A 14,858-nucleotide genomic window follows, 5' to 3' on the forward strand; every position below is an offset into this window, starting at 1 on the left:
TGTTGCAACACTGAGGAATTGAAGATGAGCGGAACCGATGACGAGCAGGATTTGATGGCTGACGCCTGGGCGGCCGCACTGGAGGAGCAGGTCACGGCCGAAGCCAAGCCTGCCCCCCTGGAGGAGTTGAAGGACGAAGCCCCCATCAGCGCTGAAGAGCGGCGCAAGCTGGACACCATTCTGGACATCCCGGTGACCATCGCCATGGAAGTGGGCCGCAGCCAGATCAGCATTCGCAACCTGCTGCAACTGAACCAGGGCTCGGTGGTGGAGCTGGATCGGGTGGCGGGTGAGCCCCTGGATGTGCTGGTCAACGGCACCCTGATCGCCCACGGCGAGGTGGTGGTGGTGAACGACAAGTTCGGTATCCGCCTCACCGACGTCATCAGCCAGATTGAAAGGATCAAGAAGCTCAAATGATCCGTGTGCTCCCGTTGTGGCTGTTTTCCCTGCCAGCCCTGGCCAACCCGGGGGTAGGGGCCAATCCCCCCAGCCTCACCTCCTGGCTGCTCTCCAGCCTGATGGTGATCGGCCTCATCCTGGTGCTCGGCTTCCTGCTCAAGAAGAGCAAGCTCACCCAGGTGATGGGGGGCGGCCAGATGAAGGTCATCGCCACCCTGCCGCTCGGCTACAAGGAGAAGCTGATGGTGGTCAAGGTGGGCGGCCAGCAGCTGCTGGTCGGGGTGACGCCGCAGCAGGTCAACTTCCTCTATCGCCTGGAGGAGCCGCTGGACGAGAGCCAGCCCCAGGCGTTCTCCGAGCAACTGGGCAAACTGATGGGCAAGCATGAAAAACGTTAACTGGACAGGGTGGCTGGCACTGCTCTCCCTGGTGCTCTCGCCCCTGGCGATGGCCCAGGACGGCATGTCTGCACTCACCGTCAAGACCATGGCGGATGGCAGTCAGGAGTACAGCCTGACCCTGCAGGTGCTGGCGCTGATGACCGCGCTCTCCTTCCTGCCGGCCATGGTGATCATGATGACCTCCTTCACCCGGATCATCGTGGTGCTCGGCATCCTGCGCCAGGCCATCGGTCTGCAGCAGAGCCCCTCCAACCAGGTGCTGATCGGCATCGCCCTCTTCATGTCGTTTTTCATCATGTCGCCGGTGCTGGATCGCATCAACAACGAGGCGCTGCAGCCCTATCTGGCCGAGACCATCGGGGCCAAGGAGGCCCTGGAGAAGGCGGAGCTGCCCATTCACCAGTTCATGCTGGCCCAGACCCGGGTCAAGGATCTCAATACTTTCATGGAGATAGCGAACGTGCAGGTGGCCGAGCCTGCTGACGTGCCGCTGCGGGTGCTGATCCCGGCCTTTGTCACCAGCGAGCTCAAGACCGCTTTCCAGATAGGCTTCATGCTGTTTCTGCCCTTCCTGGTCATCGATCTGGTGGTCGCCAGTATCCTGATGGCCATGGGGATGATGATGCTCTCCCCCATGCTGGTCTCCCTGCCGTTCAAGCTGATGCTGTTCGTCATGGTGGATGGCTGGAACCTCATTCTGGGCTCCCTGGCCACCAGCTTCGGGCTGGGCTCGGGTGGTTAGGGGAGGGCAGACCCTCCCCCCGGCTCTCCCCTTCACTCGGGGAGGGCGCGAGGCCTCTCTTTCTCTCGAAGGAGGAGGCCAGGAGGATGCGGCCCTGGGCAAACCCATCAAAAGGAGCGAGCAATGAGTCCTGAAACCTTCGTCGACGTCTTTCGCGAGGCGCTTTGGCTGGTGACCATCATGGTGTGCGCCGTGATCCTGCCGAGCCTGATGGTGGGGTTGGTGGTCGCCATCTTCCAGGCCGCCACCTCCATCAACGAACAGACCTTGAGCTTCCTGCCCCGTCTGGTGGTCACCCTGCTGGCCCTGGGAGCGGGTGCTCACTGGGGATTGCAGAGTCTGATGGACTTCTTCCAGCTGATGGTGAGCCAGATCCCCGAGGTGGTGGGCTGATGCCAGCCAAGGGCCACCCCGCTCTGGCCGAGGCAGACCGGGGCCTGCGTCCTCCCGTTGGCTTGCCCCTGCCGGGAGTGCCGCTGTCATGACCTACACCACGGCGCTCATCATGGAGTGGCTCTCCTCCATCCTCTGGCCCCTGGCCCGGGTGAGCAGTCTCCTGATGGTGATGGCGGTCTTCGGCAGCCGGCTCGCCCCCGCCCATATCCGTATCGGCCTGGCGCTGGCGATCACCCTCATCATCGCCCCCCTGCTGCCCCCGATGCCGAAGATCGAGCTCTTCTCCCTCGGCAGCTTCCTGGTGCTGGGGCAGCAACTGCTCATCGGCATCGCGCTCGGCCTCATGACCCAGTTCCTGCTGGAGACCTTCGTGATGGCGGGTCAGGTCATCGCCATGCAGACCAGCCTGGGCTTTGCCACCCTGGTGGATCCCATGAACGGCCAGTCGGCTCCCGTGGTGGGCCAGTTCTACCTTATGCTGGCGACCCTGGTGTTTCTCGCGGTGGACGGCCACCTGCTGATGCTGCGCATGGTGGTGCTGAGTTTCGAAACCCTGCCGGTATCTGACAGCGGGCTCACCCTGCCTGCCATCCGCAGCCTGGTGAGCTTTCTCGGGGTCATGTATCAGGCTTCTCTGGTGATGGCGCTCTCGGCCATCATCGCCCTGCTGCTGATCAACTTCGCGTTCGGGGTGATGACCCGTGCGGCCCCCCAGCTCAACATCTTCAGCATCGGCTTTGCGGTGAGCATGATGTCGGGCCTGTTCATCCTCTGGCTCACCATAGGTGGCTTCATGGGGCACTTCGACGCGCTCTGGGAGCGGGTGCAGGAGACCAGCTGCGAGCTCATCAACGTCCAGTGCTTCGGGGGCCAGCATGACTGAGGCCCTCCCGGTTGCGGCCCTTTTGCCGCCAGTCTGGCGGGCCGCCAGTCGGCTGATGCCGGCAGGAGGCCAGCATGGCTGATACCGATCAGGAACGCACAGAACAACCCACGGGCAAACGACTGCAACAAGCCCGGGAAAAAGGGCAGATTGCACGTTCCAAGGAGCTGGGTACCGCCAGCGTCCTGCTGGCGACCGTGTTCGGCCTCCTGATGATCAAGGAGAGTCTGGCAGGTGCCATGATCAAGGTGCTCACCATGGGCTTTACCCTGGACCGGGATCAGGCGTTCGACCCCAATGCCATGGGGGCCATGGTGCCTGCCCTGCTGGGAGAGCTGATCCAGCCTCTGGGGCTGCTGTTCATGCTGGTGATCATCGCCGCCTTCGTCGGCAACACCCTGCTCGGCGGGATGAACTTCTCCTCCGAGGCCATGCTGCCCAAGTGGAGCAAGCTGAGCCCCCTGAGCGGCATCAAAAGGATGTTCGGGGTGCAATCTCTGGTGGAACTTGTCAAATCCATCGCAAAAGTGGTGTTTATCAGTCTGTTCGCCTGGTGGATGCTGTCGAGCCAGTTCAACCATCTGCTGAATCTCTCTCTCGAGGGTTTTCCCGGCGGCATCGTCGATGCCCTGGACCTGCTGCTCTGGATGTTGATCATCCTCTGCTGCGCCCTGATCCCCATTGTCGCCATCGATGTGCCGTTCCAGAGCTGGAACCACAATCGCCAGCTCAAGATGACCAAGCAGGAGATCAAGGACGAGTTCAAGGACAGCGAAGGCAAGCCCGAGGTCAAGGGGCGGATACGCCAGTTGCAGATGCAGATGGCCATGCGCCGCATGATGGGGGATGTCCCCAAGGCCGATGTGATCATCACCAACCCGACCCACTACTCGGTGGCGCTCAAATACGATGCGGGCAAGCCGGGGGCGGCGCCCAAGGTACTGGCCAAGGGGGTCGACGAGGTGGCGATGAAGATCCGGGAGATCGGGCGCGAATACGACATCCCCGTCATGTCCTCCCCGCCGCTCACCCGGGCCCTTTACCACGCCACCGAGATTGGCCAGGAGATCCCGGAGGGGCTCTTCGCCGCCGTCGCCCAGGTGCTGGCCTATGTCTATCAGCTCAAGAAGTTCCGCCGTGGCCGCGGCCGGCGTCCGACCCCCATCGCCACGGATCTGCCCATTCCACCCGAGTTTCGCAAATAACGCAGTGGAGGCAGCCTGATCCCGGGTTCTCTCCCTTGCGCCCCCGCGTTTCGCAAATAAAGCGGTGGGATGTCCCCACCATCCGATCTCTCCCTTGTGTCGAAAACAAGGCCGCAATCTCCCTGTCGAGGCGCGGCGCCTCGCCCCATGGCCTGGGCTGGCCTTTGGCCGGCTTGGTGAAGGCAGCTTCCCCCTGTCACCATTCCCCGTGACGCCAACGACGGACTTCTGACAGCGTTAAAATAAAAGCCATATAGATCAATGCATTGAATCCTTGGCTTGATATTTGCTTTAATCCGTCATTGGCAGTTTATCATTGAGAAGCACGATGGGATTCAAAGCGGGACTGGGCCGTTTCAAAGAGTACAAGTGGCTGCTCAGCAGAGGGGTAGGGACGCCGCTGCTGGTATTGGCCTCTCTGGGGATGGTGGTACTCCCCATTCCGCCCCTGATGCTGGATATCCTCTTCTCATTCAACATCGCCCTCTCCATCGTGGTGCTGCTGGTGGCGGTCTATACCCGCCGCCCCCTGGAATTTGCCGCCTTCCCCACCGTCTTGCTGATCGCCACCCTGCTGCGGCTCGCCCTCAACGTCGCCTCCACCCGGGTGGTGTTGCTGGAAGGCCACAACGGCAGCGCGGCGGCAGGCCATGTGATCGAGGCGTTCGGCAACGTGGTGATCGGCGGCAACTATGCCGTGGGCATCATCGTCTTCATGATCCTGGTGATCATCAACTTCGTGGTGGTCACCAAGGGGGCGGGCCGGATCTCAGAGGTGAGCGCCCGCTTCACCCTTGACGCCATGCCCGGCAAGCAGATGGCCATCGATGCGGATCTGAACGCCGGTCTCATCAACCAGGAAGAGGCCAAGAAGCGCCGTCAGGACGTGACTCAGGAAGCGGACTTCTACGGCTCCATGGACGGTGCCTCCAAATTCGTGAAGGGGGATGCCATCGCGGGCATCATGATCCTCTTCATCAACATCATCGGCGGCTTCATCATCGGCATGATGCAGCACCAGCTCACCTTCGGCGAAGCGGCCCAGGTCTATACCCTGCTCGCCATCGGTGACGGTCTGGTCGCCCAGATCCCCTCGCTCCTGCTCTCCATTGCCGCGGCCATCATCGTCACCCGTCAGAATACCGACCAAGACATGGGAACAGCGGTACTCGGCCAACTGTTCGAAAATCCCAAGGCGCTGGTGATCTCCGCAGGCATCCTGCTGATGATGGGCAGCGTGCCCGGCATGCCGCACCTGGCTTTCCTGAGCCTGGGGGCGGTGGCGGCGGCGGGCGCCTGGTGGCTGCTGCGCCGCGAGAAGCAGAACAAGGCGAAGGCGGCGAGCGGCGAACTCATGCCGGCCCAGGGGGATGCCCCGGTGGAGCAGAAGGATCTCAGCTGGGACGACGTCATGCCGGTGGACATCATCGGCCTGGAGGTGGGTTATCAGCTGATCCCGCTGGTGGACAAGAATCAGGGGGGCGAGCTGCTCAACCGGATCAAGGGGGTGCGCAAGAAGCTCTCCCAGGAGCTGGGCTTTCTGGTGCCTGCCGTCCACATTCGCGACAACCTGGATCTTGCCCCCAACCAGTACCGCATCACCCTGATGGGCGTGAGTACGGGGGAAGCCACCGTCTATCACGACAAGGAGATGGCCATCAACCCGGGGCAGGTGTTCGGCCAGATCCACGGTATCGCCACCCAGGACCCGGCGTTCGGGCTGGAGGCGGTCTGGGTCGCCAAGGAGCAGGTCTCCCAGGCCCAGACCCTTGGCTACACCGTGGTCGATGCGGCCACCGTGGTGGCTACCCACCTGAGCCAGATCCTCTCCAACCATGCGGCGCTGCTGCTGGGTCATGACGAGGTGCAACAACTGCTCGACATGATAGGGAAGCATCAGAGCAAGCTGGTGGAAGGACTGGTTCCCGAGGTGATCAGCATGGGCAACCTGGTGAAGGTATTGCAGAATTTGCTCAATGAAGGCGTGCCAATTCGCGATATGCGCACTATCCTGCAGACCCTCGTGGAATATGCGCCCCGCAGCCCGGACCCGGAAGTGCTGACCGCAGCCTGCCGGATCGCCCTGCGTAGATTGATTGTGCAGGAGATTGCCGGCCCCGAGCCCGAGCTGCCGGTGATCACCTTGTCACCAGAACTGGAACGTATATTGCATCAATCCCTGCAAGCAGGTGGGGGAGATGGCGCCGGTATCGAACCGGGACTGGCGGAGCGGATGCAACGCTCCCTGGTGGAAGCCACTCAACGACAAGAACTGGAAGGCCAGCCGGCCGTGCTTCTGACATCGGGGATATTGCGCAATACCCTGGCGAAATTTGTCAAGAATGCCATTCCTGGATTACGCGTGCTGTCCTATCAGGAAGTGCCTGACGACAAGCAGATCCGCATCGTCAGTGCGGTGGGACAGGGCTAGTTAGCGGAGATGACGGGTGAAGATTAAGCGGTTTTTTGCCAAAGACATGCGCACGGCGCTGGCCGAGGTCAAGGAGACTCTCGGACCCGATGCCGTCATCATGTCCAACAAAAAGGTCACCGGTGGGGTGGAGATAGTCGCGGCCGTCGATTATCAATCCCAGGTACCGGGGCCCAAAGACGCGCCGGTTCGCCGTCAGTTGAATGAAGAGAGCGTCAATATCTCGTCTGCGGGCAAGCAGATGACGAGGTCGGCGCCACCCAAGGAACAGAACGAATACTACGCCGATACCCTGGCGGCCCTGCTGGCACGCCAGCAGAAGCTCAATCCGGCCAACCCGGCGGGTGGCAATGCCGCACCGGGATCATGGTCTGGCAACGGAGGCAACGGTCAGCCGGCCTCGGCCTCCTGGCCCGCCAATGGCGCTGCCGGCACCCAGTCCGCCGGACTGGCGGGCGCGGCCAGTGCTCCCAGAACCCTGGCCGAACAGGGCCAGTGGGGCGCCGCTCCCGAGCCCGCCAAGCCCAAGGCCCGTCCTGCCGCCGCCCCGCGCCAGGCCCAGTCCGCCCAGCGAGATCAGGAGATGGAGGGGATGCGCAAGGAGATGGCCAGCATCCGCAAGCTGCTGGAGCACCAGATCTCCGGCCTGATGTGGCAGGAGGTGGAACGCCGCGAACCCATGCGCGCCCTGCTCATCAAGGAGCTCAAGAAGATGGGGTTTGACGACGCCTTCGCCGATCAGCTGGCGGGCCTCATCCCCGAAGACATGCCGATCCATCAGGCCATGGCCCAGCTGGCCGAGGTGCTGACGGCCCAGCTCAAGATCAGCGAGGACGAGATCCTGCGTCAGGGAGGGGCGGTGGCCCTGCTCGGACCGACCGGGGTGGGCAAGACCACCACCATCGCCAAGCTGGCGGCCCGCTTTGCCATGAAGTATGGCGCCGAGCAGGTGGCGCTCATTACCACGGACAACTACCGGATCGGGGCCCACGAACAGCTGCAGACCTATGGTCGCATCATGGGTTGCCCGGTGCGTCAGGTGCGGGACGCCGAAGAGCTGGCCAGTGCCCTCTATCAGTTCCGCCATCGCCGGCTGGTGCTCATCGACACCGCCGGGGTGGGTCAGCGGGATATCCGCCTGACCGAACAGCTCGACACCCTGGTGAAGAATGCCAAGGTGCGTATACGCAGTTATCTGGTCATGTCGGCCACCTCCCAGCGACGGGTGATGCAGGAGGCGGTGGATCACTTCCGGCGCATTCCGCTCTCCGGCTGCATTCTGACCAAGCTCGACGAGAGCCTGAATCTGGGTGAAGTGATCAACGTGTGCATTCAAAACGCCCTGCCCATCAGTTACATCACCGACGGGCAACGGGTGCCGGAAGATATTCAAGTTGCCAACGCGGCGCTGCTGGTCGGTGCCGCCATGGGGTCGCTGGAACGGGAAGCAGAAGATCCCTATTTCTGGGGATCGGGTTTTGGCGAATCCGAAGATTCGGAGTTTTATGAGTAACATGTATATGGATCAGGCGAGTGGTCTGCGCAAAATGCGTCAAAACAATCGAGTGAAAGTGATCGCCGTGTCCGGAGGCAAGGGGGGCGTCGGCAAGACCAACGTGACCCTGAACGTGGCGGGAGCCATGGCCGCCCAGGGCAAGCGGGTGTTGGTGCTGGACGCCGACCTTGGCCTGGCCAACGTCGACGTCATGCTGGGGCTGAGGGTGCATCGCAACCTCTCCCATGTGCTGGCGGGGGAATGCACCCTGGATGACATCATCGTCGAGGGGCCCTACGGCATGATGATAGTGCCGGCCACCTCGGGTACCCAGTCCATGGTCGAGCTCTCCCCGGTACAACATGCCGAGCTCATCCGCGCCTTCAGCGAGATGAAGACCCAGGTGGACGTGTTGCTGGTGGACACGGCGGCGGGGATTTCCGACATGGTGCTGAGCTTCACCCGCGCCGCCCAGGACATCATGGTGGTGGTGTGCGATGAACCCACCTCCATCACGGATGCCTACGCGCTCATCAAGATCCTCTCCAAGGATCACGGTGTGTTCCGCTTCAAGGTGGTGGCCAACATGGTCCGCTCCCTGCGCGAGGGGCAGGAGCTGTTCGCCAAGCTGACCCGGGTCACCGACCGCTTCCTGGATACCTCCCTGGAGCTGGTGGCCTGCGTGCCTTACGACACCAACCTGCGGGCCGCGGTGCGCAAGCAGAAACTGATAGTTGAGGCGTTTCCAAAATCCCCTGCCGCCCTGGTATTTCGTGCCCTGGCGAACAAGGCGGCGAGCTGGCCCATCCCGAATCAGCCGGGCGGCCACCTCGAATTTTTCCTGGAAAACTTGTTGCAAAAGCCGGTCATAACACAGGAAGACTCCCGTGAATAAAGCCCAAGCATACTTGCGTCATCAGGATTCCTACGTGCTGGTCGAGCGACACGCTCCGCTGGTCAAGCGGATTGCCCAGCATTTATTGGCTCGCCTGCCAAGCAGTGTCTTGCTGGATGACCTGATCCAGGCAGGTATGATTGGGCTGCTCGAAGCTTCCCGCAACTTTGACGGCAGCAAGGGCGCCAGCTTTGAAACCTATGCCGGCATCCGCATCCGTGGTGCCATGCTCGACGAGATCCGCCGTGGGGACTGGGTGCCCCGCTCGGTGCACCGCAACAGCCGTGCCATCGCAGAAGCGATCGAGAACGTGGAGCAGGCCCATGGCCGGGATGCCAGAGACACCGAGGTGGCCGCCAATATGGGGGTGTCCCTCGGGGAGTACCATGCCATGCTGCAGGATGTCTCCTGCGGCAAGATCATCGGCATTGAGGATCTGGGCGTCAGTGAAGATGTCATCGGTCATCCCGATGACGGCAACGGTCAGGGAGGATTCGACGATCTGGCGGCCGAACGCTTCCAGGGGGCTCTGGCCGAGCACATCGCCCGCCTGCCGGAGCGGGAGGCGCTGGTGCTCTCCCTTTATTACGATGAAGAGCTGAATCTGCGCGAGATCGGTGAAGTATTGAGTGTGAGTGAGTCTCGGGTGAGCCAGATTCATAGTCAGGCCATGCACAGGCTGCGCGCCCGTTTGCGAGATTGGAATTTATAAGTGGTTGTACTGGCTACACTGGAGCACAACTCTAAGGCATAATCCGCACCATAAAACCTGCGATCTGCATCATGTAAGTGAGCCGTCTTGGCGGCTATTTAGGAGGAACTTTGGACAAGAACATGAAAATCCTCATCGTCGATGACTTTTCAACGATGCGCCGGATTATCAAGAACTTGCTGCGTGACCTGGGATACAACAATACCCATGAAGCAGACGATGGCAACACGGCGTTGCCGATGCTGAAAAATGGCGACTTCCAGTTCGTGGTCACCGACTGGAACATGCCCGGCATGCAGGGCATCGACCTGCTCAAGGCGATTCGCCTCGACGACAAGCTCAAGCACCTGCCGGTTCTGATGGTGACTGCCGAAGCCAAACGCGAGCAGATCATCGAAGCCGCCCAGGCCGGGGTCAATGGCTATATCGTCAAGCCGTTCACCGCTGCCACCCTCAAAGAGAAGCTCGACAAAATCTTTGAACGTATCGGCTAAGGAGCGGCAGGGATGAAGGCCAAAACGAGTGCCATGATCTCGCTTGACCAGGCAAGGATGCTGGTTGCCCACCTGGAGCGGGAAGAGTTTGAACAGGCCGATACCATCCTCGCCGATGTGTGCGCCCCCAATGCGGCGGCCCTGTTTGACAAGGTGGGGCAGCTGACCCGCCAATTGCACAACTCATTGCAGGATTTTCGCCTGGATCCCAGGATCCCCGACCTGGCCACCCATGAGATCCCGGATGCCCGGGAGCGTCTGAGCTATGTCATCGACATGACGGACAAGGCGGCCAATCGCACCATGGATGCGGTCGAGGCAAGCCTTCCCATCGCCGATCGACTCAACGACAACATTCAGCTGGTCATGCCCAACTGGAATGCCCTGATGAGCCGGGATCTCGAGCTGGGTCAATTCAAGGCGCTGTGCCATCAACTGAATGATTTTATTAAGGCTTCTGAGACGGATGCCGATAAGTTACGACAACTGCTGACGGAAATTCTGATGGCTCAGGATTTCCAGGACCTGACCGGTCAGATGATCCGCAAGGTGATCAAACTGGTGCAGGAAGTTGAAACGAAGTTGATAGAGATGCTGACCATGTTCGGTGAGGGCGTTAGCGACAATTCGGCACGTAGCCTGCCAGCGAGCGGCATCGAGGCGGAAGGCCCCATCATGAACCCGCAGACCCGCTCAGATGTGGTCAATGGTCAAGATGATGTGGACGATCTGCTGTCTAGCCTGGGATTCTAATGGAGTGACGCATGGCCTTCGAAGTTGATGAAGACATACTGCAAGACTTTTTGGTCGAAGCATCAGAAATATTGGAACAGTTGTCTGAACAACTGGTCGACTTGGAAAAGCGGCCCGATGACAAGAACCTGTTGAACGCCATCTTCCGCGGCTTCCACACCGTCAAGGGGGGAGCGGGCTTCCTCTCCCTCACCGAACTGGTGGATGTCTGTCACGGTGCCGAGAACCTGTTCGACATGCTGCGCAACGGCAAGCGGACCCTCAGTGCCGAGCTGATGGATGTCATCTTGCAGGCGCTGGATGCCATCAACGTCATGTTTGCCCAGGTCCAGAACCGCGAAGAGATAAGCCCCGCTTCTCCCGATCTGCTGCACGATCTGCACGAGCTGTGCAAGCCGGAAGGGCAGGAGCAGCTGCGTACCGCCAGCGTGGCGGCCCAGCCAGCACCCGAGCCTGAGCCCGAACCAGAACCCGAGGTCATCGCCGAGGTGGCGCCTGTCGCCGTCAATGGCGGTGGCTCCATCGACGAGATCTCCGCCGACGAATTTGAACGCCTGCTCGATGAGCTGCACGGTGTCGGCAAAGCGCCGACGGTCTCTGCCGCCCCCGTGCTGAGCGGTTCAGGTGACATCACAGACGACGAATTCGAAGCCCTGCTCGACCAGCTCCATGGTCAGGGCCAGCACGGTGGTGCCCCCGATCTGGCCCCCCTGCAGTCGGTCCAGAAAGAGGTGGACGAGCTCATCGACGACGATGAGTTCGAGCGCCTGCTGGATGAACTGCACGGCCGTGGGCAGGGGCCCCAGCACAGTCTGGCATCTGCTCCTACGCCCGCTCCCGAACCCAAGGCTCCGGCACCCGCTGCCCCCGCAGCCCCGGTGACGCCGCCCAAGGCGCCAGTGGCCGCCAAACCCGCGCCGGCAGAGCCCCCAGCGCCAGCCAAGGCCGCCCCTGCCAAGCAGGCCGCTCCCGCCGAGAGCAGCGCGGTACAGAGCGATACCACGGTGCGGGTGGATACCAAGACCCTGGACGTCATCATGAACATGGTGGGCGAACTGGTGCTGGTGAGAAACCGCCTGGTGAGCCTCGGCATCGCCAGCAATGACGAAGAGATGTCCAAGGCTGTCGCGAACCTCGACGTCGTGACCGCCGATCTGCAGGGCGCGGTCATGAAGACCCGCATGCAGCCTATCAAGAAAGTATTCGGCCGCTTCCCGCGTGTGGTGCGCGACCTGGCTCGTACCCTCAAGAAGGAGATCGAGCTGGTGATGGTGGGTGAGGACACGGATCTGGACAAGAACCTGGTGGAGGCCCTGGCCGACCCCCTGGTTCACCTGGTGCGCAACTCCTGCGACCATGGCGTCGAGATGCCGGACGTGCGCGAGAAAGCGGGCAAACCCCGTCAGGGTACCATCACCCTGAGCGCCTCCCAGCAAGGGGACCACATTCTGCTCTGCATCGAGGATGACGGCGCAGGGATGGACCCGGAGAAGCTCAAGTCGATCGCCATCAGCCGTGGCGTGCTCGATGCTGACAGCGCGGCGCGCATGAGCGACAACGATGCCTACAACCTGATCTTCGCCCCCGGCTTCTCCACCAAGTCGGAGATCTCCGACATCTCCGGCCGTGGAGTGGGCATGGACGTGGTGAAGACCAGCATCGTCAGCCTCAATGGCTCGGTGCACATCGATTCCACCTGGGGCAAGGGCACCCGTCTCGAGATCAAGGTTCCCCTGACCCTGGCCATTCTGCCGACCCTGATGGTGGAGGTGGGTCAACAGACCTTCGCCCTGCCCCTCGGTTGCGTGAATGAAATTTTCCACCTGGATCTGAAAAAGGCCAACGTGGTGGATGGCCAGCTCACCATCATCGTCCGTGACAAGGCGATTCCGCTGTTCTACCTGCACAAGTGGCTGGTACGCGGTGCCGGCAAGACGGCCCGCCAGGACCAGGGCCACGTGGTCATCGTCCAGATCGGCACCCAGCAGGTCGGCTTCGTGGTAGACAACCTCATCGGTCAGGAAGAGGTGGTGATAAAGCCCCTGGACAACCTGCTGCAAGGTACCCCCGGCATGGCCGGCGCCACCATTACCAGCGACGGCGGCATCGCCCTCATTCTGGATGTGCCCAGCCTGCTCAAGGCCTATGCCCGTCGCCACTGAGCGCCAGGCTCAAGGAGTTAAAAGAATAACAATGGCAGTCAAGGTATTAGTGGTCGACGATTCGAGTTTCTTCCGCCGCCGGGTCAGCGAAATCATCAATCAGGATCCCCTGATGACGGTGATCGACACGGCCCAGAACGGGCGGGAGGCGGTAGACAAGGCGCAGCAGTTGCGGCCAGACGTCATTACCATGGACATTGAAATGCCGGTGCTCGACGGCATCAGCGCCGTGCGCGAGATCATGGCCAAGTGTCCGACCCCCATCCTGATGTTCTCCTCCCTGACCCACGAGGGAGCCAAGGCAACCCTGGATGCGCTGGATGCGGGCGCCCTCGATTTTCTGCCCAAGAAGTTTGAAGACATCGCCCGCGACAAGGACGAAGCCGTCAACCTGCTGCAGCAGCGGGTCAAGGAGATCGCCCGCAAACGCTTCCTGATGGCCACCCGGCCCCGAGCCCCCGAGCCTGCCGTCCGGCCCGCCGTCACGGGGGCCCTGAATCGTCCCTTGGCCGAACGCCAGCCCGAGCCTGCGCGGGCAGCGGCGGCTCCCGCCGCGTTCAAGCGCAGTGGCAAGAGTTACCAGCTGGTTGCCATCGGTACCTCCACCGGCGGGCCGGTGGCACTGCAGAACGTGCTGACCAAGCTGCCGGGAGATTTCCCTCATCCCATCCTGCTGATCCAGCACATGCCGGCCACCTTCACCGCTGCCTTTGCCGCCCGCCTCAACGGGCTGTGCCAGATAGGGGTCAAGGAGGCGCAGGATGGCGACGTGCTCAAGCCGGGTCAGGCCTATCTTGCCCCCGGTGGCAAGCAGATGTTGCTGGAAGGGCGCGGGCCCGGTGCCCGTCTTCGCATCATCGATGGCAATGACAAGGTCAACTACAAACCCTGCGTGGACATTACCTTCGCCTCCGCCGCCAAGACCTATGGCGACAAGGTGCTGGCCATCGTCCTGACCGGCATGGGCGCGGATGGCCGCGACGGTGCCCGTCTGCTCAAGGAGCAGGGGGCGACCATCTGGGCGCAGGATGAAGCCTCCTGCGTGGTCTATGGCATGCCCCAGGCCGTTGCCAAGGCGGGCATAGCAAGCGAATCCCTGCCGCTGGATCGGGTGGCCCAGCGCATTCTGGTCGAGTTGGGTCGCTGACCATGGGCATGCTCGGCCTGGTGCTGGCGCTGGGGGCCGTCGCCATCGCCCAGTGGTGGCATGGCGGGAGCCTGCTGACCCTGCTGGATGGCCCGGCCTTTGTCATCGTCGTCGGGGGAACCTGGGGGGCGGTGATCTTGCAGACTCCCCGCAGGTACCTGCTCAGTGCCCTGAGGCAGGCAACCTGGATGCTGTTTCCGCCGCAGCTGGATCTTGCGGAGCAGGCCGAACGCCTGAAGGCGTGGGCCCAGTTCGCCCGCCAGCAAGGCTTGCTGGCGCTGGAAAACCAGGCCGAGGCCGAGCCCGATCCCTTCACCCGCCAGGGGCTTTCCATGATTGTGGATGGCGTCTCCATCGAGGATATCCGCAGCTTGCTGGAGGCGGACATCGACATCGAGCAGGAGCGCAACGAGCACTCGGCCAGGGTGTTCGAGTCCATGGGGGGGTACAGCCCCACCATCGGCATCATCGGGGCCGTGATTGGCCTCATCCAGGCCATGTTTCATCTGGAGGAGCCAGGCACCCTGGGGGCGGGCATTGCCGTGGCCTTCGTCGCCACCATCTACGGGGTGGGCTTTGCCAACTTGCTCTATCTGCCGATTGCGAATCGGTTGCGCGCCTTCCACTACCATTACGGCCTCTATCAGGAGATGACCCTGGAGGGGCTTCTGGCCATCGCCCACGGGGAGAACGGCCCGCAGGTTGAAAGGCGGTTACGGGCTTATCTGAAAGGGGAGTAG

The 14,858-nt window shown here is 61.9% G+C and carries 15 protein-coding genes; all 15 read left to right on the forward strand.

Annotated features, from left to right (window positions below):
- The first annotated feature begins 24 nt into the window (after nucleotides 1-24).
- The 15 genes from fliN (at nucleotide 25) to J9893_RS19795 (ending at nucleotide 14,858) form a co-directional block, all read left to right on the forward strand.
- A complete protein-coding gene (gene fliN, locus J9893_RS19725) occupies nucleotides 25-420 on the forward strand; it encodes a flagellar motor switch protein FliN (RefSeq protein ID WP_010673924.1) in 396 nt (131 codons plus the stop codon).
- Nucleotides 417-800, forward strand: coding sequence for a flagellar biosynthetic protein FliO (gene fliO / locus J9893_RS19730; protein WP_210601745.1), 384 nt, complete (start codon nucleotides 417-419; stop codon nucleotides 798-800). The genes fliN and fliO overlap by 4 nt, the downstream gene beginning before the upstream one ends.
- Nucleotides 787-1,545, forward strand: a complete 759-nt coding sequence (fliP, locus tag J9893_RS19735) for a flagellar type III secretion system pore protein FliP (protein WP_048207230.1) — start codon at nucleotides 787-789, stop codon at nucleotides 1,543-1,545. Before fliO ends, fliP begins: the two co-directional genes overlap by 14 nt.
- Before the next feature lie 123 nt (nucleotides 1,546-1,668).
- Nucleotides 1,669-1,938: a flagellar biosynthesis protein FliQ gene (gene fliQ / locus J9893_RS19740; protein WP_010673927.1), complete on the forward strand. Its 270-nt coding sequence runs from the start codon at nucleotides 1,669-1,671 to the stop codon at nucleotides 1,936-1,938.
- Between the two features lie 88 nt (nucleotides 1,939-2,026).
- Nucleotides 2,027-2,824 (forward strand): flagellar biosynthetic protein FliR, encoded by a 798-nt coding sequence (gene fliR / locus J9893_RS19745; RefSeq protein ID WP_010673928.1) that lies wholly within the window; start codon nucleotides 2,027-2,029, stop codon nucleotides 2,822-2,824.
- Nucleotides 2,825-2,898: 74 nt separating this feature from the next.
- Nucleotides 2,899-4,029: a flagellar biosynthesis protein FlhB gene (flhB, locus tag J9893_RS19750; protein ID WP_010673929.1), complete on the forward strand. Its 1,131-nt coding sequence runs from the start codon at nucleotides 2,899-2,901 to the stop codon at nucleotides 4,027-4,029.
- Between the two features lie 328 nt (nucleotides 4,030-4,357).
- Nucleotides 4,358-6,460 carry a flagellar biosynthesis protein FlhA gene (flhA, locus tag J9893_RS19755; RefSeq protein ID WP_010673930.1) on the forward strand — a complete coding sequence of 701 codons (2,103 nt, stop codon included), beginning with the start codon at nucleotides 4,358-4,360 and terminating at the stop codon, nucleotides 6,458-6,460.
- Between the two features lie 16 nt (nucleotides 6,461-6,476).
- Nucleotides 6,477-7,973 (forward strand): flagellar biosynthesis protein FlhF, encoded by a 1,497-nt coding sequence (gene flhF, locus J9893_RS19760; protein WP_041212630.1) that lies wholly within the window; start codon nucleotides 6,477-6,479, stop codon nucleotides 7,971-7,973.
- 1 nt (nucleotide 7,974) lies between these two features.
- Nucleotides 7,975-8,850 carry a MinD/ParA family protein gene (locus J9893_RS19765; RefSeq protein ID WP_041215585.1) on the forward strand — a complete coding sequence of 292 codons (876 nt, stop codon included), beginning with the start codon at nucleotides 7,975-7,977 and terminating at the stop codon, nucleotides 8,848-8,850.
- On the forward strand, nucleotides 8,843-9,562 hold the full coding sequence (locus J9893_RS19770) for an RNA polymerase sigma factor FliA (protein WP_041212632.1): 720 nt from the start codon (nucleotides 8,843-8,845) through the stop codon (nucleotides 9,560-9,562). The genes J9893_RS19765 and J9893_RS19770 overlap by 8 nt, the downstream gene beginning before the upstream one ends.
- A 110-nt stretch (nucleotides 9,563-9,672) precedes the next feature.
- The gene (gene cheY / locus J9893_RS19775) at nucleotides 9,673-10,056 is read left to right on the forward strand and encodes a chemotaxis response regulator CheY (protein WP_010673934.1); all 384 of its coding nucleotides are present in this window, start codon (nucleotides 9,673-9,675) and stop codon (nucleotides 10,054-10,056) included.
- A 12-nt stretch (nucleotides 10,057-10,068) separates the two neighbouring features.
- Complete coding sequence (locus J9893_RS19780) at nucleotides 10,069-10,809, forward strand: protein phosphatase CheZ (RefSeq protein ID WP_010673935.1); 741 nt, start codon at nucleotides 10,069-10,071, stop codon at nucleotides 10,807-10,809.
- Between the two features lie 11 nt (nucleotides 10,810-10,820).
- Nucleotides 10,821-12,971: a chemotaxis protein CheA gene (locus J9893_RS19785; RefSeq protein WP_143237234.1), complete on the forward strand. Its 2,151-nt coding sequence runs from the start codon at nucleotides 10,821-10,823 to the stop codon at nucleotides 12,969-12,971.
- Nucleotides 12,972-13,002: 31 nt separating this feature from the next.
- Entirely contained in the window at nucleotides 13,003-14,118 is a 1,116-nt protein-coding gene (locus tag J9893_RS19790; RefSeq protein ID WP_143237235.1) for a chemotaxis response regulator protein-glutamate methylesterase, read from the forward strand.
- 2 nt (nucleotides 14,119-14,120) lie between these two features.
- A complete protein-coding gene (locus J9893_RS19795; protein WP_042016381.1) occupies nucleotides 14,121-14,858 on the forward strand; it encodes a flagellar motor protein in 738 nt (245 codons plus the stop codon).

Source organism: Aeromonas sp. MaB10011B (genome assembly GCF_017939325.1).
Taxonomy (GTDB): domain Bacteria; phylum Pseudomonadota; class Gammaproteobacteria; order Enterobacterales; family Aeromonadaceae; genus Aeromonas; species Aeromonas caviae.